The sequence below is a fragment of the Solibacillus sp. FSL K6-1126 genome, assembly GCF_038003445.1.
Taxonomy (GTDB): Bacteria; Bacillota; Bacilli; order Bacillales_A; family Planococcaceae; genus Solibacillus; species Solibacillus silvestris.
In genome coordinates this window covers 1751814-1767697 of sequence record NZ_JBBOPD010000001.1, presented here as the reverse complement: position 1 = coordinate 1767697, position 15884 = coordinate 1751814, and the positions used below count along the sequence as shown (strand labels likewise).

Here is a 15884-nt window from a genome sequence, read left to right as displayed (position 1 = left end):
ATTTTTTTGCTCCAAATTACTCAAGCATATCGAAACATTCATTGTTATAACAAAGCGCTCTCCATTATGTTAAAATAGTAAAATTCGAACATGAGAAAGCAGAGGTCCACTGATGAATATTTACCCCTATGAAAAGAAATATGCTGTGCAAATTGCTGCACTGCTCAATGATTTTTTACCATTTGAACCGGAAACGGCCAATACCGTCGATCAGGCTGGCGGCATTCGTTATGTATCCATTAATGAGCATAATGAAGTTGTCGGATATATTGCGGGTTATGAAATACAGAATTTCAACAAGGAATTCCCTTATTTCCATGAAGAGCTGCAATCGTTAAAGGAACAGGTCACAACAGGCATCAGTTATTATACAAGTCATTTTGTCGTCCATCCGAACGAACGAAAAAAAGGGATTGGAACTAATCTTGTGCGTGCTTATCTTGAAGCAGCACAGCCGATTGCAAAAACAATTGTAACGGTTGGCTGGGTACAATCTGATACAAATCGCTGGGCAGCTGAGCGACAGTTTACGACGCAGGGATTCGAACCATTCGTTTATATGCCGCGCTATTTCGAGCCATATAACGTCGATTGCCCAAGCTGCAAAGGACTTTGTTATTGCGATGCACATATTTTTGTAAAATAAAAGTTGACTTCAGTACCTAATAGTCCATTTTCATAAAAAAAGAACACAAAATGAATTATCAACGATCAGTTTATACATGATTTCATGCAAAAAATCCATGACACAGTGTCCCCAATGTACGTTCAAACCGTTGTCCGTATTGATTTACAATGTACCTATATTAAAAGCAGAAACGTTGATTAAACAAAGTTCCTGCTTTTTTTGTGTATTCAAACATTTTTGAATGTGATTTTGTATACTGTATTAATTTTTTAAGACTAAAGTACCTGGTTGTTGAAAAACACGTCGTTTAAACTTATTCCTGCTTCAATATAACTTCTTACTAATTTCCAATCACCTTGGTTATATTTTTTAAACGTTTGAAAGAATAAATTTGCTGTTTTTAAACTCTCTCCTTGAATAACCATAGTAGCGGATAAAATAGCCATCGTTTCATCCTTTCTTAAAGGAAGAATTGAAACTACTCTTATATTCCATTGAGCATTATTCTCTTTAGCGAAATTAAAACCCTGTTCCCATCCATTTAAAGATTCTACATAACCAAAGTCAACTATATTACCGCCTGTAATTTCTCTGGCTTCATAAGTTTGTGAAATTAATTCTTTCAAGTCCACTAAAGATGAATTTCTCCAAGCATCTAAATAAGTGTCCAAAAATATAGAAAATGAATTGTCCATAGAAGTCTCCTTTTAATAATTTGGATTACATTAAGAACGCTCCCAAACCTTCGTTTAGGAACTATCTTAATATAAAGTTAAGTATTTTTAGATGCATCTATTCGGCTAGAACCGAAAACAGCGCAAGAAAAAATAAAAATGCCTGTACACACCCACATCGTGATTCCATTCCATTCACCATTTAACAAAGTTATATTTGTTAATATACAAAATTGCATTAAACAAATTGAAATAAATAAAATTGTAGTATGCTTCATAGATATGCCTCCCCATTAGTTTTACAAAGTCCCTAACCTCGTTTTTTAAATTTAATATTAAATTGTTGATATATCAAAAAAGAGAGACACAATTCATTTACGAAATGCGTCTCTTACTGCACTGTTATTTACTGTTTTCTCCACAATATCAAACCCGTTATCTGTCGGTAATTTAGATCACCTAATTATGCATTTACCGGACCCTTGTTAATCTTAGTTAACGACTCGTTCACCGAGAAAATTTTACTGTTGATCGCTGTAATGCCAAAGCCATTTAGTCGTTTTGAATGCATTTCCAAATAAGCATCAGCTGTTTCTTTTGTTTCAAATAAATAAATACCACCAGCTTCACCTGCTTCCGCATCCTCTGTCCAAATTTTCCAAAGCATGCCTTTTTCCTCATTTATGCTCTCCGCTAATTCTTTAAAACCAACTGCCATTTCATCACCGAAAGGGCCATCCATTTTGAAATCTACTTGTAAAATATATGCCATTATAAGTGCCTCCTTTTTAAGTTCCTTACTGCTTACTTCTTTTATTGTTCTGCAAAGTCCTTCTTTCATGCGTCAATCAATTTCGTGCACTTCACAATGCATCGCTGCTTTTGCCTCACCCCATGGCACACTGTAACCCTTACCCTTTGCACAAAAAATGCTGGATGATGTATATTCCGGGTCAGCGTTTTTATTGTAGCCAATTTGTTCTATAATCTCATCACTGTTATGGCATACATCATAGCCGTCAAATTGCAGCGTTAACGCACCTTTTCCATTTGTATAGGCTGCAAATTGAGTGGAATAATCCATAAAAGTTGCTACAGGTGCCCGTCCGTAAAGTGTAACAGTGTCTTCTGTTAAATTCGGTGCTTCGAATGATCCGCTTGCCTGCTGGATATCCGACATCATCCGGCCAATATGATCACTTGACGCTTTCATTTTAAAACGGTAATACGGCTCCAACAGTACATTTCCAACTTGTTCCAGCCCTTGTCGCAATGCCCTAAACGAAGCTTCCCGGAAATCGCCGCCATCTGTATGCTTATTGTGTGCACGCCCTGTCAGCAGCGTCAAATGAATATCTGTTACCGGAAATCCTGTTAGTAACCCATGATGATCTCGTTCAAATAGATGCTTTTCTATTAACCGCTGATGCCCGACAGATAAGTCGTCGGCATGACAGCGGTTCGAGAATGTGATGCCGGCACCACGATTGTTCGGTTCCATTTTCAGATGCACTTCCGCATAATGCTTTAACGGTTCAAAATGGCCATAGCCGACAGTAGGTGCTGCAATTGTTTCTTTATAAAGAATTTGCGGCTTGCCAAATTGGACCTCGATTCCAAAGTGCTCTTTTACCAATTCCGTTAATACCTCAAGCTGGATTGTTCCCATGACATGAACGGAGATTTCCTGGAATTTCTCGTTCCACACGACACGTAAGCTCGGTTCCTCTGCTTCGATTTCACGGAAAACACGGTGAAGTTCTTTAATATGTAACGCACCTTCATACATCACTTTCGCCTGCAATGTCGGAATCATATCAAATTGTGCAGGATTAGTTTCCGTTGCCCCAATCACATCACCGATAAGCGGCGTTGTCAGTCCCTTTACCGCAAAAATATCGCCCGCCTGCACTTGTGGAACCGTCGTAAAACCGTTGCCATTGTATAGACGAATTTCCGTAACTTTTTCAGTTGTTTCACCAAAAGTAAATTCATCACGTACCTTGAGAACACCCGATAAAGCTTTCATAAATGTCAGACGCTGCTGATTGTCATGGCGAATTTTATAAACCTTACCTTCAAATGGTCTGTTCACATCGAACGTTGTTTCTGTCAATTGCGCAATCATTTCGAAAAAATCCAGTACCCCTTCATCTTTTAAAGCAGATCCCGACATACAAATAAATGCTTGTTCATGGTTAATTGCATGTTTCAGGCTCTCTAAACAGTCATTCTCCGCTAGATTATCGGCAAAATATTTTTCCATCAGCTGTTCGTCACGTTCCGCAAGCCACTCTTTTACGGTTGTGTCGAACCCATCATTGAACAATAATGCATTTGGGGATAAGTCTTTTTTTATCGCAGACATGACCGCTGCAACATCTGCTCCTTCACGGTCTACTTTATTAATGAAAATAAAAGTCGGAACATGATGCTCCCGCAGCAAATGCCAAACCGTTTCTGTATGTCCCTCGATTCCGTCGACCGCACTGATAATAACAATGGCCGCATCCATTACATGAATCGCACGTTCCATCTCCGGTGCGAAATCGATATGCCCTGGTGTATCGATCAGCGTATACGCTTGACCGTTATAGTCAATACGCCCCTGCTCCGCAAAAATCGTGATCCCGCGCTGCCGTTCAATGGCATGGTTATCTAAAAAAGCATCTTGGTGATCCACCCGCCCGCGCTTCTTGATCGCATTTGTATGATATAGTAATTGTTCGCAAAATGTCGTTTTACCAGAATCGACATGAGCGACAACTCCGATTGTAGTATGCAATAGTATTCCTCTTTCTTTTTTTATGGATTTATGAACCTATGTACGGTTATTTCTGTGAAAGAAAATATTCTTTAATTTCCTTTGGTAGTTCTTCAATATTAATAATTTCCCATTTTGTCGTACCGGGAGTTGTCTGAATCAAAAAACTCTTCTCATCAAACTCCAGTATTGTAAACTGCTTCACCATATTGGGGCTAAATTCTTCTTGTATGTACTCAACACTATCGGCATCGAAATTATTTTCATCCATAAAAAGCGATTCCGGATTTTCTGCAATTCTTAATGTTTGCATGAGCTCCAATGAATTGGAAGGGTTAGTCAGCAGCCTCTCAATGAGCATCGGGATTGAGACAATGAATACTACAGCAATAATTGCAAATACTTTTTTCATTTAATAACCTCCGATAAAATGATTACCCGTAAGTTCTTCCATTTTAACAGAAGACGGCGGATTTTGATTCATTCACAGATAAAAGCCATTTTCATTTTCCGTTACATTGAAGTGAGGTGCATCTATTCACCGAAAATGAGGGTATAATAAAAAGCCACTTGAAATTAAGTGACTTCATCCATTACAAAAGCATACACTTCGATATTTTTATCAGCCTCTATCGTAATTCCGAATACAGTAATAGCACCATCACTTACCTCAACGTCCATAAGTTTGTTCGTCATTTTTTCGAAGATATTTGGATTCATTTTAATTTTATTTACCTTCTTACCTTGTATAGTCAGATAATCCAGACCTTCACGAATTTGACCTAATAAAACGTCCAACTATTTTCCTCCTAGTAGATAATATTTGTTCTTCATATCATGCCTCAACTAACGAAAAATATTGCATAAGAAAAAGCCACAACTCGTAATGAGTGTGACTAAATTGAAAAGTTAATTGCAAATTGAGTTCAGCTCTATAACTACCTGTCAATTTCCTGAAGTATACTGAGTAAAGCTTTTATAGGACTTATCCATTAGAAATGGAAATCATCTTCACAAATAATCAGCTCTTTCGGGTCGTACGGTTCGATATGGACAAGTGTTGTTGCATAAGGGTTCAAGTGCTTCACTTCATTTTCAATCTGCTCCGTAATGGCATGTGAATCACGTACATTTAAATTAGGATTAACACTTACCGTAATATCGACAAGAATTAAGCTTCCGTGCTGTCTGCCGCGCACATCGGTAACGTCACGGACACGCGGAATTTTCGAAACGCGCTCTTCAATCGAACTGATTAATTCCGTATCAAAACCGTCTGTTAACGAGAACACCGCTTCTTTAAAAATTTCAATCGCTGTCTTAATAATAATTAAACCGATGATAAAGGCGGTTATCGTATCGACAATTGAAAAGCCTAGAAGCGCAGCACTAATACCGATAGCTGTTCCGATACTAACAAAGGCATCAGAGCGATTGTCATAAGCTGCTGCTTTAACTGCAGAACTGTTAATTCTTTTAGATAGGTTTAAATTATATTTATATACCGCAAACATGACGGCCGCACTAAATACGGCAACAATAATTGTTAAATAGGAAGGATTCTGATCGATCGGATTGGCAATTTTTTCACCTGCTGATATAAGGACTTCAATCCCGACATAAATCATAATAAATGATGCGACAAGTGATGCGATCGTTTCTGCACGAAAATGTCCGTATCGATGGTCATCATCCGGCGGGCGCTGGGAAATTCGCAGCCCGATTAAAACGGCTACCGAAGCAATAATATCCGTTGTATTGTTTAATCCATCTGCCTTTAATGCTTCTGAATCCCCTAAATAGCCTGCTGCTAACTTAAGCGCACTTAAAAATATGTAGGCAATAATTGATAAATAGGCACCTTTTTCGCCCGCTCGTAAATTTGTATATTGCTCCAAAATGTTTCCTCCCTGAAAAACTTCTTTAAACACGAAAGAGGCTACCCCGCACAAAATCGAACGGGATAACCTCTTTTATATTGTTACTAATAGTATACCAAAAAATCAGGGGAAAACATACATCCAAGAAATAATATTATTTAAATATAACTTTTTACCCAATCATAACGACACTTGTCAATCATTGAAGTTTTCGGCTTTTTCAGAAGTAACGGTATATACGCGAACAATTTGCCCAACTTCCGACAGAACGATGCCATTCAATTGTCCTGTAAAATAACAACCTCCGTCTATTCCAATATATTTTTGGTCTTCACTAATCCAAACATCATTGGAATCATGAATATGTTGTACTGGCGTATGTCCAAAAACATTGATAAATGGCGTTTTATTCTCATTTTTATAATGCTGGCGAATCCACAGGAAATTTTCTTCCGGCGTTTCATCAACTGCCGCACAACTCGAATCAAATCCTGCATGCGTCAACAAAAGGTTCCCTGCAATTTCATATAATTTGCCGCAATTTAGAAAATCCAATTCCTCCGCAAACTTCTCTTTCACGATCTGTACTTGGTCAATCGGGTCGAGTTCGCTTACTTCAACCGGTAAGTACCTTAAAAATGAAGCCATTGTTTCCCGACCGCCGTATTTGTAATAAAAGGCGTGTTTTTGCCCGGGGTTTTCGATAAAATCCAATAGCATTTCTTCATGATTCCCTTTACAGAAAACAACCTGTTCCCCGTAGTGCCGCTTCAGATCCATTACCTTTTGTACAACCTCATAAGACTGAGGACCCCGGTCGATCAAATCCCCAAGCAGAACAAGGACATCCTTTTGATCCCAAAACGTTAATAATTGTTCAAATGCTTTATACTGACCATGGATATCACTAATAATAAAATAATTTTTCATCTTGCACCTGCTTTTCTACAACCTATTTTACACAACTTACCGCCATATACGATTTCCAACTGGATGTTCTTTGCTAAAATCCATTTCAAAGACATCCGGATTCGACAGTTGCTTCCATTCCTCGAATCCAAAATGCGGTTGATAATAATTGAGTAGTAATGACATGATATTGCCATGTGTAACGATTGCCACTGACTTGTAATTACTTTGTTTTAATTCTTCCACCAATTCATTAATACGTTTTGTCGCTTCATTACTTGACTCCCCGCCAGTAAAATTTAACTCCTTATCAATATAGGTTTGCTGTAACTTTTCATACCAGTCGGGAAGATCTTCACTGCTTAAAACCCTTTCCTTTAGACGGTCATCTAATTTAAATGGAATGTTGTTTTGTAGAACGAAAGGTTGTATTGTATGAACTGCCCTCGTAAATGGACTTGAAATGACTAGCTCTATATTTAAGCCAGATAAAAACTTTGCTAAACGCCCGCTTGCTTCACTCCCAGCCAACGTTAAGCATGCATTTGGTGCTTGCCCATTGGCTTCACAATGGCGAATTATATATAATTTCACAACTTATATCTCCTTACGCTAAAATTTATAGCGATTTGATGCCTCGAATTGAATCGACTCTTTTTTAAAACATGTTTCCAGATTATTTATTCATTCAACATTACTTTTAGTCATTCCCCATGACAATTTAGTCAATTTCTAACACGAAAGCTTCGCTATAAGTAAGCCAGTTGCCAAAATCCAAAACAATATTTCATAAAATATCAGATAATTATTAAGCTTAAGTATATAAGTTTCTTCTTAACCACTACTCTATCTATAGCCTCTGACTCTTTTACAGTATAAACTAGTATGTAAAATATTAGAAGAATGGAGGCAGGAAAATGGAAGATTGGATAAAAAATTTACCAGGTCCTGCAATAATGCAAATTTTGGAGACTGCCTTTCCCTGGTTTGTAGTCGTAGACAGAAATGCAAAAATTATTTACCTTAACGAAGGTTATTGTAATTTTCTCGAAGTAAAACGTGAAGATGCGATCGGTAAGCATGTAGCAGATGTCATTGAAAATAGTGAGATGCACCTCGTCATAGAAAAAGGGACACCTGATATTGCAGCCCCTCAATATATTAAAGGTACCTATATGCTTGCCAATCGTGTTCCAATTGTGATTGATGGGGAAATTATTGGCGCTTTCGGGAGTGTAACCTTCCGGGATTTAAATGACTGGAAAAAACTAAGTTCTCATGTTCGAAAGACTTTAGACCAAATTGAAACAAATATGAAACAATATCGCGAATCATTTTATAGCTTGTCAGATATTAAAGGAACCTCCAACTCTATGCGAAAAATAAAAGAAACGATCACCATGATTGCTCCGACAAAACTGCCTGTTTTAATCGAGGGTGAAACAGGTACAGGAAAAGAAATGTTTGCCCAGAGTATTCATAGATTATCCGATCAGGTAGATCATCCTTTCGTAAAAATTAATTGTTCCACTATACCAAAAGAGTTGCTGGAAGGAGAATTGTTTGGAAAATGGGATTCGGCTGAACAGCGAATTAAATCAGGAGGAATTCAGAGAGCACAAGGCGGAACTCTTTTTATTGAAGAGATTAGTGAACTCCCAACAACCTTACAGGCAAAGCTGTTAAAGGTCATGCAGGATGAAAAAGTTCAACCAGCCGGCACTGATGAAGTAATTCCAGTTGATGTTCGCATAATCGTAGGTTCAAATTTATCACTTGCTGGGCTAGTAAAAGAAAAGCAATTTCGTGAAGATTTATTTTATCTTATTCAGGCGATTACATTGCAAATTCCCCCTCTTCGCGATCGGATTGAGGATCTTCCTGAATTAATACAAACTTTTATGCACAAATTCAGTTCCGAAGTGAGTCGCCAAGATTTTAAGCTTAGTCGAAAAGCTTGGTTGTTACTTCAACAATATAACTGGCCGGGAAATGTTCGAGAACTCAAAAATGTGTTAAAAGCAATTATTCAGTTATCAAATGGTGAGCAAATTACTGAAGATGCATTACCAATCTATATTCGACGACAAAAACCGGATTATACTCGAATTAATGGAACTTTGGAAGAAATCCTTTTTCAAGTAGAAGAGCAGATTTTACAAGAATATCTAGAAAATGAGAAGGACAAAATGCGGATTGCCGTGAAGTTGGGCATTAGCCGTTCAACTCTTTATGAAAAAATAAAAAAACACAACTTATGACCTAAATTCCGATATTTTGGATTAAATTCCGAAATATCGGATTTTTTAATTTCACATTAATCCACTTTTTAAAATTTCCCATAATAATTGAGTCCGATTTTCCGGAATACAACCACCTTAAATTCTGTCACAGTTCTGTCACACGATATTGTACACGTTGAAATATTCTGCTTTAATACAATTAAATATGCTTTTAAAGCGATATTTTCACGAAAACTATTTTTCTATTGGAGGTAAAAACATGAAACGCATTTTCTCTTCTGCAGAAGAAGCAGTCAGTCAAATTCAAGATGGCACAACTCTCATGGTTGGTGGTTTCGGATTGGTTGGTATTCCTGAACAGCTTATCCTTGCACTTGAAGAAAAAGGAGTAAAAGATTTAACGGTAATTTCGAATAATTGCGGTATAGACGATTGGGGATTAGGACTTTTATTGCGGAAGAAGCAAATCAAAAAGATCATTGCATCTTATGTAGGTGAAAATAAAGAGTTTGAACGCCAAGTACTTTCCGGTGAAATCGAAGTGGAGCTGACTCCCCAAGGCACACTTGCTGAACGAATCCGTGCAGGAGGTGCTGGTATTCCGGCCTTCTATACACCAGCTGGAGTAGGGACAATCACTTCAGAAGGAAAAGAAATTCGAAATTTCAACGGAAAGGAGTATGTTTTAGAGACAGCATTAAATGCTGATTTTTCTATAATTCGCGCTGCTCAAGCTGACCATTTAGGCAATCTGATTTATAACAAAACCGCTCAAAATTTCAATCCTATCATGGCTGCAGCTGGAAAAGTTACGATTGCAGAAGTTGAGGAAATTGTGGAAACAGGTGTATTAGATCCAAATATGATTCAAACGCCGAGTATCTATGTCCAAGGTATCCTTCAGGCAAAACAAGAAAAGAAAATAGAAAGATTAACAGTACGTTAATAAGAAAGGAGTATTCTAAATGACTTTATCTAATAGGGAACGAATTGCCATTCGGGCTGAAAAAGAAATTGAACACGGTAACTATGTCAATTTAGGAATTGGGATGCCTACATTAGTCGCAAATTATATATCTCCAGAAAAAACCGTCATCTTGCAATCCGAAAATGGTTTGCTTGGAATCGGACCGTATCCGACAAAAGAAGAAGTTGATCCAGATTTAATCAATGCCGGAAAAGAGACAATCACAACAATACCTGGCTCCTCTTTTTTCACAAGTGCAGAATCATTTGCAATGATCCGCGGTGGACATATTGATGTTGCCATTTTGGGTGGAATGGAAGTCTCCGAAAAAGGCGATTTAGCCAACTGGATGATTCCGGGAAAAATGATTAAAGGTATGGGTGGTGCGATGGATTTAGTAAATGGTGCAAAAAAAATTATTGTCATAATGGACCATGTCTCGAAAGACGGTTCACCAAAAATAAAAAAAGAATGTTCTTTACCTTTAACAGGCAAAGGCGTAGTCAATAAAATTATTACGGAAAGAGCTTTGATTGAAGTAACATCACGTGGTTTAGAACTGAAAGAAGTATTTGAAGGATTTTCAGTTGAGGATGTAATTCAATCAACGGAAGCAAATTTAATTGTTGAGAATGTAAAAGAGAGCGTTTCTATTTAACTGTTTTCCTGCCAGATAAACGATGTAATACACCATAAATAAGAGTTTCTTTCATATGGCAATTGTCCAAAGAATAGAACTCTTACTACTATTGTACGAGGGGGATTTATATGGATTTGTTGGTTATTCTATTGGCGCTTGGACTATTAATGTTTGCTGCCTACCGCGGTTATTCCGTCATATTATTTGCACCAATTTGTGCGCTTTTAGCGGTCGTATTAATTGCACCAAGCAATGTTTTACCATTTTTCTCAGGTATATTCATGGAAAAGATGGTCGGATTTATTAAATCATATTTTGCTGTTTTCCTTTTGGGAGCTATTTTCGGAAAAGTTGTAGAAATGTCAGGAATTGCTGAGTCAATTGCCAAAACAATTGTCAGCTGGCTTGGTGCGAAACGAGCAATGCTCACGATCGTATTGCTTGGCGCCATCTTAACATACAGTGGAGTGAGTTTATTTGTAGCGGTATTTGCGATTTATCCATTTGCTGCACAAATGTTTAGACAGGCAAATATTCCTAAACGTTTAATTCCAGGTACGATTGCTCTTGGTGCATTTACCTTTACAATGGATGCACTGCCTGGGACACCACAAATACAAAACGTTATTCCAATCGCCTTCTTTAAAACGGATATTTATGCAGCACCGGTTCTAGGAATCATAGGGGCAATTGTCGTTTTAACAGCTGGATTACTATACTTGGAGGCTAGAAGAAAAAAAGCCGAATTAGCTGGAGAAGGTTATTACGGGTTTGATTCGGAAACGGCCGTTACGATTCAAAGTGCAGAAGTAAAGGATGAGCCTGCTCTTCCCGATTTAACAGCCAAACAATCGCTGTCTAGACAAATACTGGCTTTTGTTCCGCTTATTTTGGTTGGGGTTACCAATAAAATATTTGTTACAAGTATACCTAAATGGTATCCGAATGGCTTTGACTTTGAAGCACTTGGCTTGAGTGCCTATAAAGTGGATGTAGCAACATCTGCTCCTATTTGGGCGATTATTATGGCGTTGATTGTGGGAATTATATCATCTATTGCCTATGATTTTAAACGGGTATTTAGTGGTTTTAAAGATGGCGTTAATACAGCGATTGGAGGGTCGCTGCTGGCGACTATGAATACCGGCGCTGAATATGGATTTGGCGGGGTCATTGCAGCTCTTCCAGGATTTGCGAAAATCAGCGACGGGATATCGACAACATTTACAAATCCACTTGTCAATGGTGCAGTTACGACCACTACTCTTGCCGGTATGACGGGATCCGCATCAGGTGGTATGGGAATTGCCTTGGGAGCAATGGCTGATAAGTATAATCAGGCGATTATTGCGGCTAATATTCCACCAGAAGTAATGCACCGCGTAGTGGCAATGGCTTCAGGGGGCATGGATACCCTTCCGCATAACGGAGCGGTTATTACCCTGCTGGCAGTAACGGGACTCACACATAAACAGTCATATCGGGATATTTTTGCGATTACGATTATTAAAACGTTAGCCGTATTCGTAATCATCGCACTTTATACATTCTTTGGATTAGTATAATAGAACGGAAGTTATTAAATGGCTGTTTAATAAACCGAGAGTTTTAAGTCGTGTTTCGGAAATTAAATTTAAAGGAGCCAGCTCTTTTGGCTCCTCATCTAGGAGGCGTTTTTTTGTGGTACAAAATAAAGTGGTATTCATTACTGGTGCAGCACAAGGTATAGGATTTGAGATTGCGAAAGAGTTTTATACAAAAGGTGCTACTGTCGTGCTAACAGATATAAATGAAGAAAAAGTGAAAGAGGCAGCAAGCAGCCTTGGAGAACGAGCAATTGGACTTAAATGTGATGTAACAAATGAAGAAGAAATTATAGCAGCAATTGATGAAACAGTACAGAAATTTGGTCGAATCGATATACTTATAAACAATGCTGGTATGCAACATGTTGCAATGATTGAAGATTTTCCGACAGAGCGTTTCGAACTGTTAATAAAAATAATGTTAACTGCTCCATTTGTATTAACTAAGCATGTGTTACCGCATATGAGAAAACAAAAATTTGGCCGTATTATTAATATGGCTTCCATTAACGGACTTGTTGGATTTGCAGGAAAAGCAGCATATAATTCTGCCAAACATGGTGTTATTGGTCTTACAAAAGTTGCGGCACTTGAAACTGCATCAGAAGGCATAACGGTTAACGCTATTTGTCCAGGCTATGTAGATACACCACTTGTTCGAAATCAATTGCAAGACTTAGCAGCAACACGCAATATACCTCTCGAAAACGTATTGGAAGAAGTGATTTACCCACTCGTTCCTCAAAAAAGATTACTTGATGTAAAAGAAATCTCTGATTTGGCTCTATTTATCTCAAGCGAGGGAGCAAAAGGAATGACTGGCCAGGCTATCGTTTTAGATGGCGGGTACACAGTGCAATAATTAATTCAAGGATGTTCATCTTTAGCATGGCTTGTGCCTCGAAATCCAAGCTATCTTCGCTTTGTTGGGGTCCTTAAGTCTCACGTAGGGACCTTTATTAATAAATGGATGCCAAATTTATTAAGCAATGCAGGTGTGTAGAAATTTTTTTACCTTTCAACACACCTGTTTCCTGTTTGTCATCTGTAAACAGGCGATCAAAAAACTGCTGGAGGGATATTTGAAATTACCTGTGTAGCTGCTTACTTCCTACCTTATCAGCTATTGTTAACTTGGCCTCCTAATCTTTGTCCTCTGTTTTGATATGTCGGATAATATACGTTTCCGTACTGTTAAAGCTCCCTTATTAATTCGTACTAATTTTTTATAATCTTAAGCAGTTGATTCATTGCTTTCTTTGCTTCCGGAATCGGAAATACCGGAAAAACATGGTTCATTTTTGGGTATTCGTAGTATTGAATTGCTATTCCCTGTTCTTTTGCTTTATCGAGAAGCATATTTGCATCGACTAACAGTAGTTCACCCGTCCCCACAAAAGCGGTAATTTGTCCAATGTCTATCAGTTCTCCATGTACAGGACTTATTTTGTAGTCGGTTAACTCTAAGCCATCCGCCCATAACCTGCCAAGCTCCTGTGCGCCTATCACTCCAAGCATCGGATCGAGTTTTTCAAGTTCTTTATAGCGCGGGTCTTCCCCTCGTACATCTAGCCAAGCAGAGTGTAGAACAATATGCTGCGGCTGCTTTTTCGAACATCGCTTTACATCCTGAGCCAACGCCATTGCCAACCCGCCTCCAGCAGAATCCCCCATAAAAATAAACGGTGCATCGTATTTTAAAACGAGATGATCATATAAGTCATGGATGGCAACAAAACACTCTCTATGTGTATGTTTAGGCAGCTTCGGATAAATTGGCACAACAATCGTGAAATTTGTCTTCTGTGCAAGCTTTACTAAATAACGCCAATGAAAAATCAGTGGATCATTAATATACGCTCCGCCGTGGAAATAGTAGATGACCTTTTCCGGTGTTTGCTGTTCATTAATTGTGTAATAGTGAATGCCATTCAATTCGTCTTTCTTTATTTGATACTGATCTCTGAATTTAGCATCGAGTTCATACGGTTTCTCGTTATGCTTCATTGCAATAAAATCATCGAGCAGACGCAAATCCATAAACTTTTTCTTTGTTCCGCGCAGTATTAAAAACTTCTCAAACAACACACTTTGCACGCTTCGCATACAATGCCTCCATCCTATTTTTTCTACTATGATTCTTATCCATTCGACTAAAATTGATTGATCACCTTCTAAACGGATAAACGTTTCTATTTATCCTTATGCATACTTAGTACCTATTAGAAAAAAGTGTCGATTGTTTTAAGCACATTATTATCTCAATAAAACAAATCGCGATATAATTCTGAAACTTTTTCCCGACTTATCCGTAAATTAGGTAATAAATTCTAAAGGAGGGAATGATGGTGCTCATTGGATTTTACAGTGCTCTAATAATTTTCACTTTATTATTCATCATTGCAGCTTTCTTTTTTATACGGCAGTTCGTAAATAAGAAATCCTCCCCCTATAACATGAATACGTTTATGCTTGGTGTGCTAACGCTGTTCATGCTGATTGTAACGGGTATTTATGAATATGATTTTTATCATCTACAAGCGGGTAATCAGAAATTTGCGGAGGGGATTTGTGAAATCAACTTTGTAAACGGTCATGGGAGAAGTATTGATACGACTGAAGTAAAGATTGAAGATAATCTTTATAACATAAAGTCCGGTACTTACAAAGATCTACCTGATGGGCGTTATAATTGTGAACTTTCGTATTTACCGATTTCAAAAATTGTGACACAGATCGATATTCAGTCAAAAGGAGAGGAAGGAAACTAATATGGTTGATTTAGATTTTTTAATTCAGTACGGATTCATATTATTAGTGATTTCAATTACGACACTTGTCTTGTCTATGTATTTCCGGAAAAAGCCGAAAGTGGATAAAGGATTTAAGTTTGCCTATCATGGCCTATCATATCGCCGTAAATTTTTACGCACGATTTATTCAATCCCGTTTTGTATTTTTCCGTTAGCGATCATTTATTATTTTGAAAGGTTTTCCGCTAACTTTATATTTGTTACGCTGTTGCTCGTGATCGTATTTGTTTTTCAAATGTCATACAATTACATAAAGTGGAAAAAAGAAGATTAAAAGCCTGTGTTCATCCGAAAGCAGGCTTTTTTTCATTATTTCACTCCACTCGAACCAAAGCCCTTATCACCGCGCTCCGTAACCGACAGCTCGTCTGTTTCATCAATGAAAACTTGCGGAACATATTGAATGACTAGCTGGGCGATTCGCATTTGTTTTTCAATCGTAAAAGGTTCTTTTCCGTGATTGATTAAAATCACGCCGATTTCTCCGCGATAGCCTGCATCGATCGTACCTGGACTATTTAACACCGTAATCCCATGTTTGAGTGCTAATCCGCTACGAGGACGTACTTGCGCTTCTGTTCCCTCCGGCAGTTCGATTTGAAGACCGGTTTTAATTAATGCGTATTCACCAGGCAATAAAACTTTTTCTTCAACCGCACTTAAATCCATCCCTGCATCCCCTTCCCGTGCCTGTTTCGGCAATACAGCATTCGGGTGGGTTTTCTTAATTTTTAATTGAATCGACATATTCAACCAACTTTCTCATTTATAAAATCTATT

The 15884-nt window shown here is 38.0% G+C and carries 19 protein-coding genes; 8 read left to right on the top strand and 11 right to left on the bottom strand.

Annotated features, from left to right (window positions below; all coding sequences use genetic code 11):
• Positions 1-112: 112 nt before the first annotated feature.
• A complete protein-coding gene (locus tag MHH44_RS08565; RefSeq protein WP_340798300.1) occupies positions 113-646 on the top strand; it encodes a GNAT family N-acetyltransferase in 534 nt (177 codons plus the stop codon).
• A gap of 257 nt (positions 647-903) precedes the next feature.
• Here MHH44_RS08565 and MHH44_RS08560 read toward each other — a convergent pair whose 3' ends face one another.
• From MHH44_RS08560 to MHH44_RS08520, 9 genes are all read right to left on the bottom strand, one after another.
• Entirely contained in the window at positions 904-1323 is a 420-nt protein-coding gene (locus MHH44_RS08560) for a flavoprotein (protein ID WP_340798299.1), read from the bottom strand.
• A 77-nt stretch (positions 1324-1400) separates the two neighbouring features.
• A complete protein-coding gene (locus tag MHH44_RS08555) occupies positions 1401-1580 on the bottom strand; it encodes a hypothetical protein (protein WP_008406635.1) in 180 nt (59 codons plus the stop codon).
• 185 nt (positions 1581-1765) lie between these two features.
• Positions 1766-2074 carry a monooxygenase gene (locus MHH44_RS08550; protein WP_340798298.1) on the bottom strand — a complete coding sequence of 103 codons (309 nt, stop codon included), beginning with the start codon at positions 2072-2074 and terminating at the stop codon, positions 1766-1768.
• A 72-nt stretch (positions 2075-2146) separates the two neighbouring features.
• Positions 2147-4087: a translation factor GTPase family protein gene (locus MHH44_RS08545; protein WP_340798297.1), complete on the bottom strand. Its 1941-nt coding sequence runs from the start codon at positions 4085-4087 to the stop codon at positions 2147-2149.
• A 46-nt stretch (positions 4088-4133) separates the two neighbouring features.
• Positions 4134-4478 (bottom strand): hypothetical protein, encoded by a 345-nt coding sequence (locus tag MHH44_RS08540; RefSeq protein WP_340798296.1) that lies wholly within the window; start codon positions 4476-4478, stop codon positions 4134-4136.
• Between the two features lie 164 nt (positions 4479-4642).
• Entirely contained in the window at positions 4643-4864 is a 222-nt protein-coding gene (locus tag MHH44_RS08535) for a hypothetical protein (RefSeq protein ID WP_008406630.1), read from the bottom strand.
• 194 nt (positions 4865-5058) lie between these two features.
• Positions 5059-5964 carry a cation diffusion facilitator family transporter gene (locus MHH44_RS08530; protein ID WP_340798295.1) on the bottom strand — a complete coding sequence of 302 codons (906 nt, stop codon included), beginning with the start codon at positions 5962-5964 and terminating at the stop codon, positions 5059-5061.
• A 177-nt stretch (positions 5965-6141) separates the two neighbouring features.
• Positions 6142-6876: a metallophosphoesterase family protein gene (locus MHH44_RS08525; RefSeq protein WP_340798294.1), complete on the bottom strand. Its 735-nt coding sequence runs from the start codon at positions 6874-6876 to the stop codon at positions 6142-6144.
• Between the two features lie 36 nt (positions 6877-6912).
• Complete coding sequence (locus MHH44_RS08520) at positions 6913-7449, bottom strand: histidine phosphatase family protein (RefSeq protein WP_340798293.1); 537 nt, start codon at positions 7447-7449, stop codon at positions 6913-6915.
• Between the two features lie 323 nt (positions 7450-7772).
• On the opposite strand from MHH44_RS08520, the gene MHH44_RS08515 reads away from it, so the two are divergent.
• The 5 genes from MHH44_RS08515 (at position 7773) to MHH44_RS08495 (ending at position 13153) form a co-directional block, all read left to right on the top strand.
• Entirely contained in the window at positions 7773-9116 is a 1344-nt protein-coding gene (locus MHH44_RS08515; RefSeq protein WP_340798292.1) for a sigma-54 interaction domain-containing protein, read from the top strand.
• A 241-nt stretch (positions 9117-9357) separates the two neighbouring features.
• Positions 9358-10044: a CoA transferase subunit A gene (locus MHH44_RS08510; protein ID WP_339264332.1), complete on the top strand. Its 687-nt coding sequence runs from the start codon at positions 9358-9360 to the stop codon at positions 10042-10044.
• A 19-nt stretch (positions 10045-10063) separates the two neighbouring features.
• Positions 10064-10723: a 3-oxoacid CoA-transferase subunit B gene (locus tag MHH44_RS08505; protein ID WP_340798291.1), complete on the top strand. Its 660-nt coding sequence runs from the start codon at positions 10064-10066 to the stop codon at positions 10721-10723.
• A gap of 110 nt (positions 10724-10833) precedes the next feature.
• Positions 10834-12270, top strand: coding sequence for a GntP family permease (locus tag MHH44_RS08500; protein ID WP_014824121.1), 1437 nt, complete (start codon positions 10834-10836; stop codon positions 12268-12270).
• A 115-nt stretch (positions 12271-12385) separates the two neighbouring features.
• Positions 12386-13153: a 3-hydroxybutyrate dehydrogenase gene (locus MHH44_RS08495; RefSeq protein WP_340798290.1), complete on the top strand. Its 768-nt coding sequence runs from the start codon at positions 12386-12388 to the stop codon at positions 13151-13153.
• A 356-nt stretch (positions 13154-13509) separates the two neighbouring features.
• Here the strand turns inward: MHH44_RS08495 and MHH44_RS08490 are convergent, their stop codons facing one another.
• Positions 13510-14397: an alpha/beta hydrolase gene (locus MHH44_RS08490; protein WP_340798289.1), complete on the bottom strand. Its 888-nt coding sequence runs from the start codon at positions 14395-14397 to the stop codon at positions 13510-13512.
• A 239-nt stretch (positions 14398-14636) separates the two neighbouring features.
• On the opposite strand from MHH44_RS08490, the gene MHH44_RS08485 reads away from it, so the two are divergent.
• Together MHH44_RS08485 and MHH44_RS08480 are read left to right on the top strand one after the other, a co-directional pair.
• A complete protein-coding gene (locus MHH44_RS08485; protein WP_340799498.1) occupies positions 14637-15062 on the top strand; it encodes a cobalamin biosynthesis protein CobN in 426 nt (141 codons plus the stop codon).
• Between the two features lies 1 nt (position 15063).
• A complete protein-coding gene (locus tag MHH44_RS08480) occupies positions 15064-15378 on the top strand; it encodes a hypothetical protein (RefSeq protein WP_014824125.1) in 315 nt (104 codons plus the stop codon).
• Positions 15379-15413: 35 nt separating this feature from the next.
• Here the strand turns inward: MHH44_RS08480 and dut are convergent, their stop codons facing one another.
• Positions 15414-15851 (bottom strand): dUTP diphosphatase, encoded by a 438-nt coding sequence (gene dut, locus MHH44_RS08475; RefSeq protein WP_340798288.1) that lies wholly within the window; start codon positions 15849-15851, stop codon positions 15414-15416.
• Positions 15852-15884 lie beyond the last annotated feature (33 nt).

Excerpts from the sequence above, each read along its gene's own strand:
- MHH44_RS08550 (WP_340798298.1), bottom strand. The coding sequence starts at position 2,074 with ATGGCATATATTTTACAAGTAGATTTCAAAATGGATGGCCCTTTCGGT.
- MHH44_RS08560 (WP_340798299.1), bottom strand. The coding sequence starts at position 1,323 with ATGGACAATTCATTTTCTATATTTTTGGACACTTATTTAGATGCTTGG.
- MHH44_RS08505 (WP_340798291.1), top strand. The coding sequence starts at position 10,064 with ATGACTTTATCTAATAGGGAACGAATTGCCATTCGGGCTGAAAAAGAA.
- MHH44_RS08485 (WP_340799498.1), top strand. The coding sequence starts at position 14,637 with ATGGTGCTCATTGGATTTTACAGTGCTCTAATAATTTTCACTTTATTA.
- MHH44_RS08555 (WP_008406635.1), bottom strand. The coding sequence starts at position 1,580 with ATGAAGCATACTACAATTTTATTTATTTCAATTTGTTTAATGCAATTT.
- MHH44_RS08565 (WP_340798300.1), top strand. The coding sequence starts at position 113 with ATGAATATTTACCCCTATGAAAAGAAATATGCTGTGCAAATTGCTGCA.
- MHH44_RS08500 (WP_014824121.1), top strand. The coding sequence starts at position 10,834 with ATGGATTTGTTGGTTATTCTATTGGCGCTTGGACTATTAATGTTTGCT.
- MHH44_RS08540 (WP_340798296.1), bottom strand. The coding sequence starts at position 4,478 with ATGAAAAAAGTATTTGCAATTATTGCTGTAGTATTCATTGTCTCAATC.
- MHH44_RS08490 (WP_340798289.1), bottom strand. The coding sequence starts at position 14,397 with ATGCGAAGCGTGCAAAGTGTGTTGTTTGAGAAGTTTTTAATACTGCGC.
- MHH44_RS08480 (WP_014824125.1), top strand. The coding sequence starts at position 15,064 with ATGGTTGATTTAGATTTTTTAATTCAGTACGGATTCATATTATTAGTG.
- MHH44_RS08510 (WP_339264332.1), top strand. The coding sequence starts at position 9,358 with ATGAAACGCATTTTCTCTTCTGCAGAAGAAGCAGTCAGTCAAATTCAA.
- dut (WP_340798288.1), bottom strand. The coding sequence starts at position 15,851 with ATGTCGATTCAATTAAAAATTAAGAAAACCCACCCGAATGCTGTATTG.
- MHH44_RS08525 (WP_340798294.1), bottom strand. The coding sequence starts at position 6,876 with ATGAAAAATTATTTTATTATTAGTGATATCCATGGTCAGTATAAAGCA.
- MHH44_RS08515 (WP_340798292.1), top strand. The coding sequence starts at position 7,773 with ATGGAAGATTGGATAAAAAATTTACCAGGTCCTGCAATAATGCAAATT.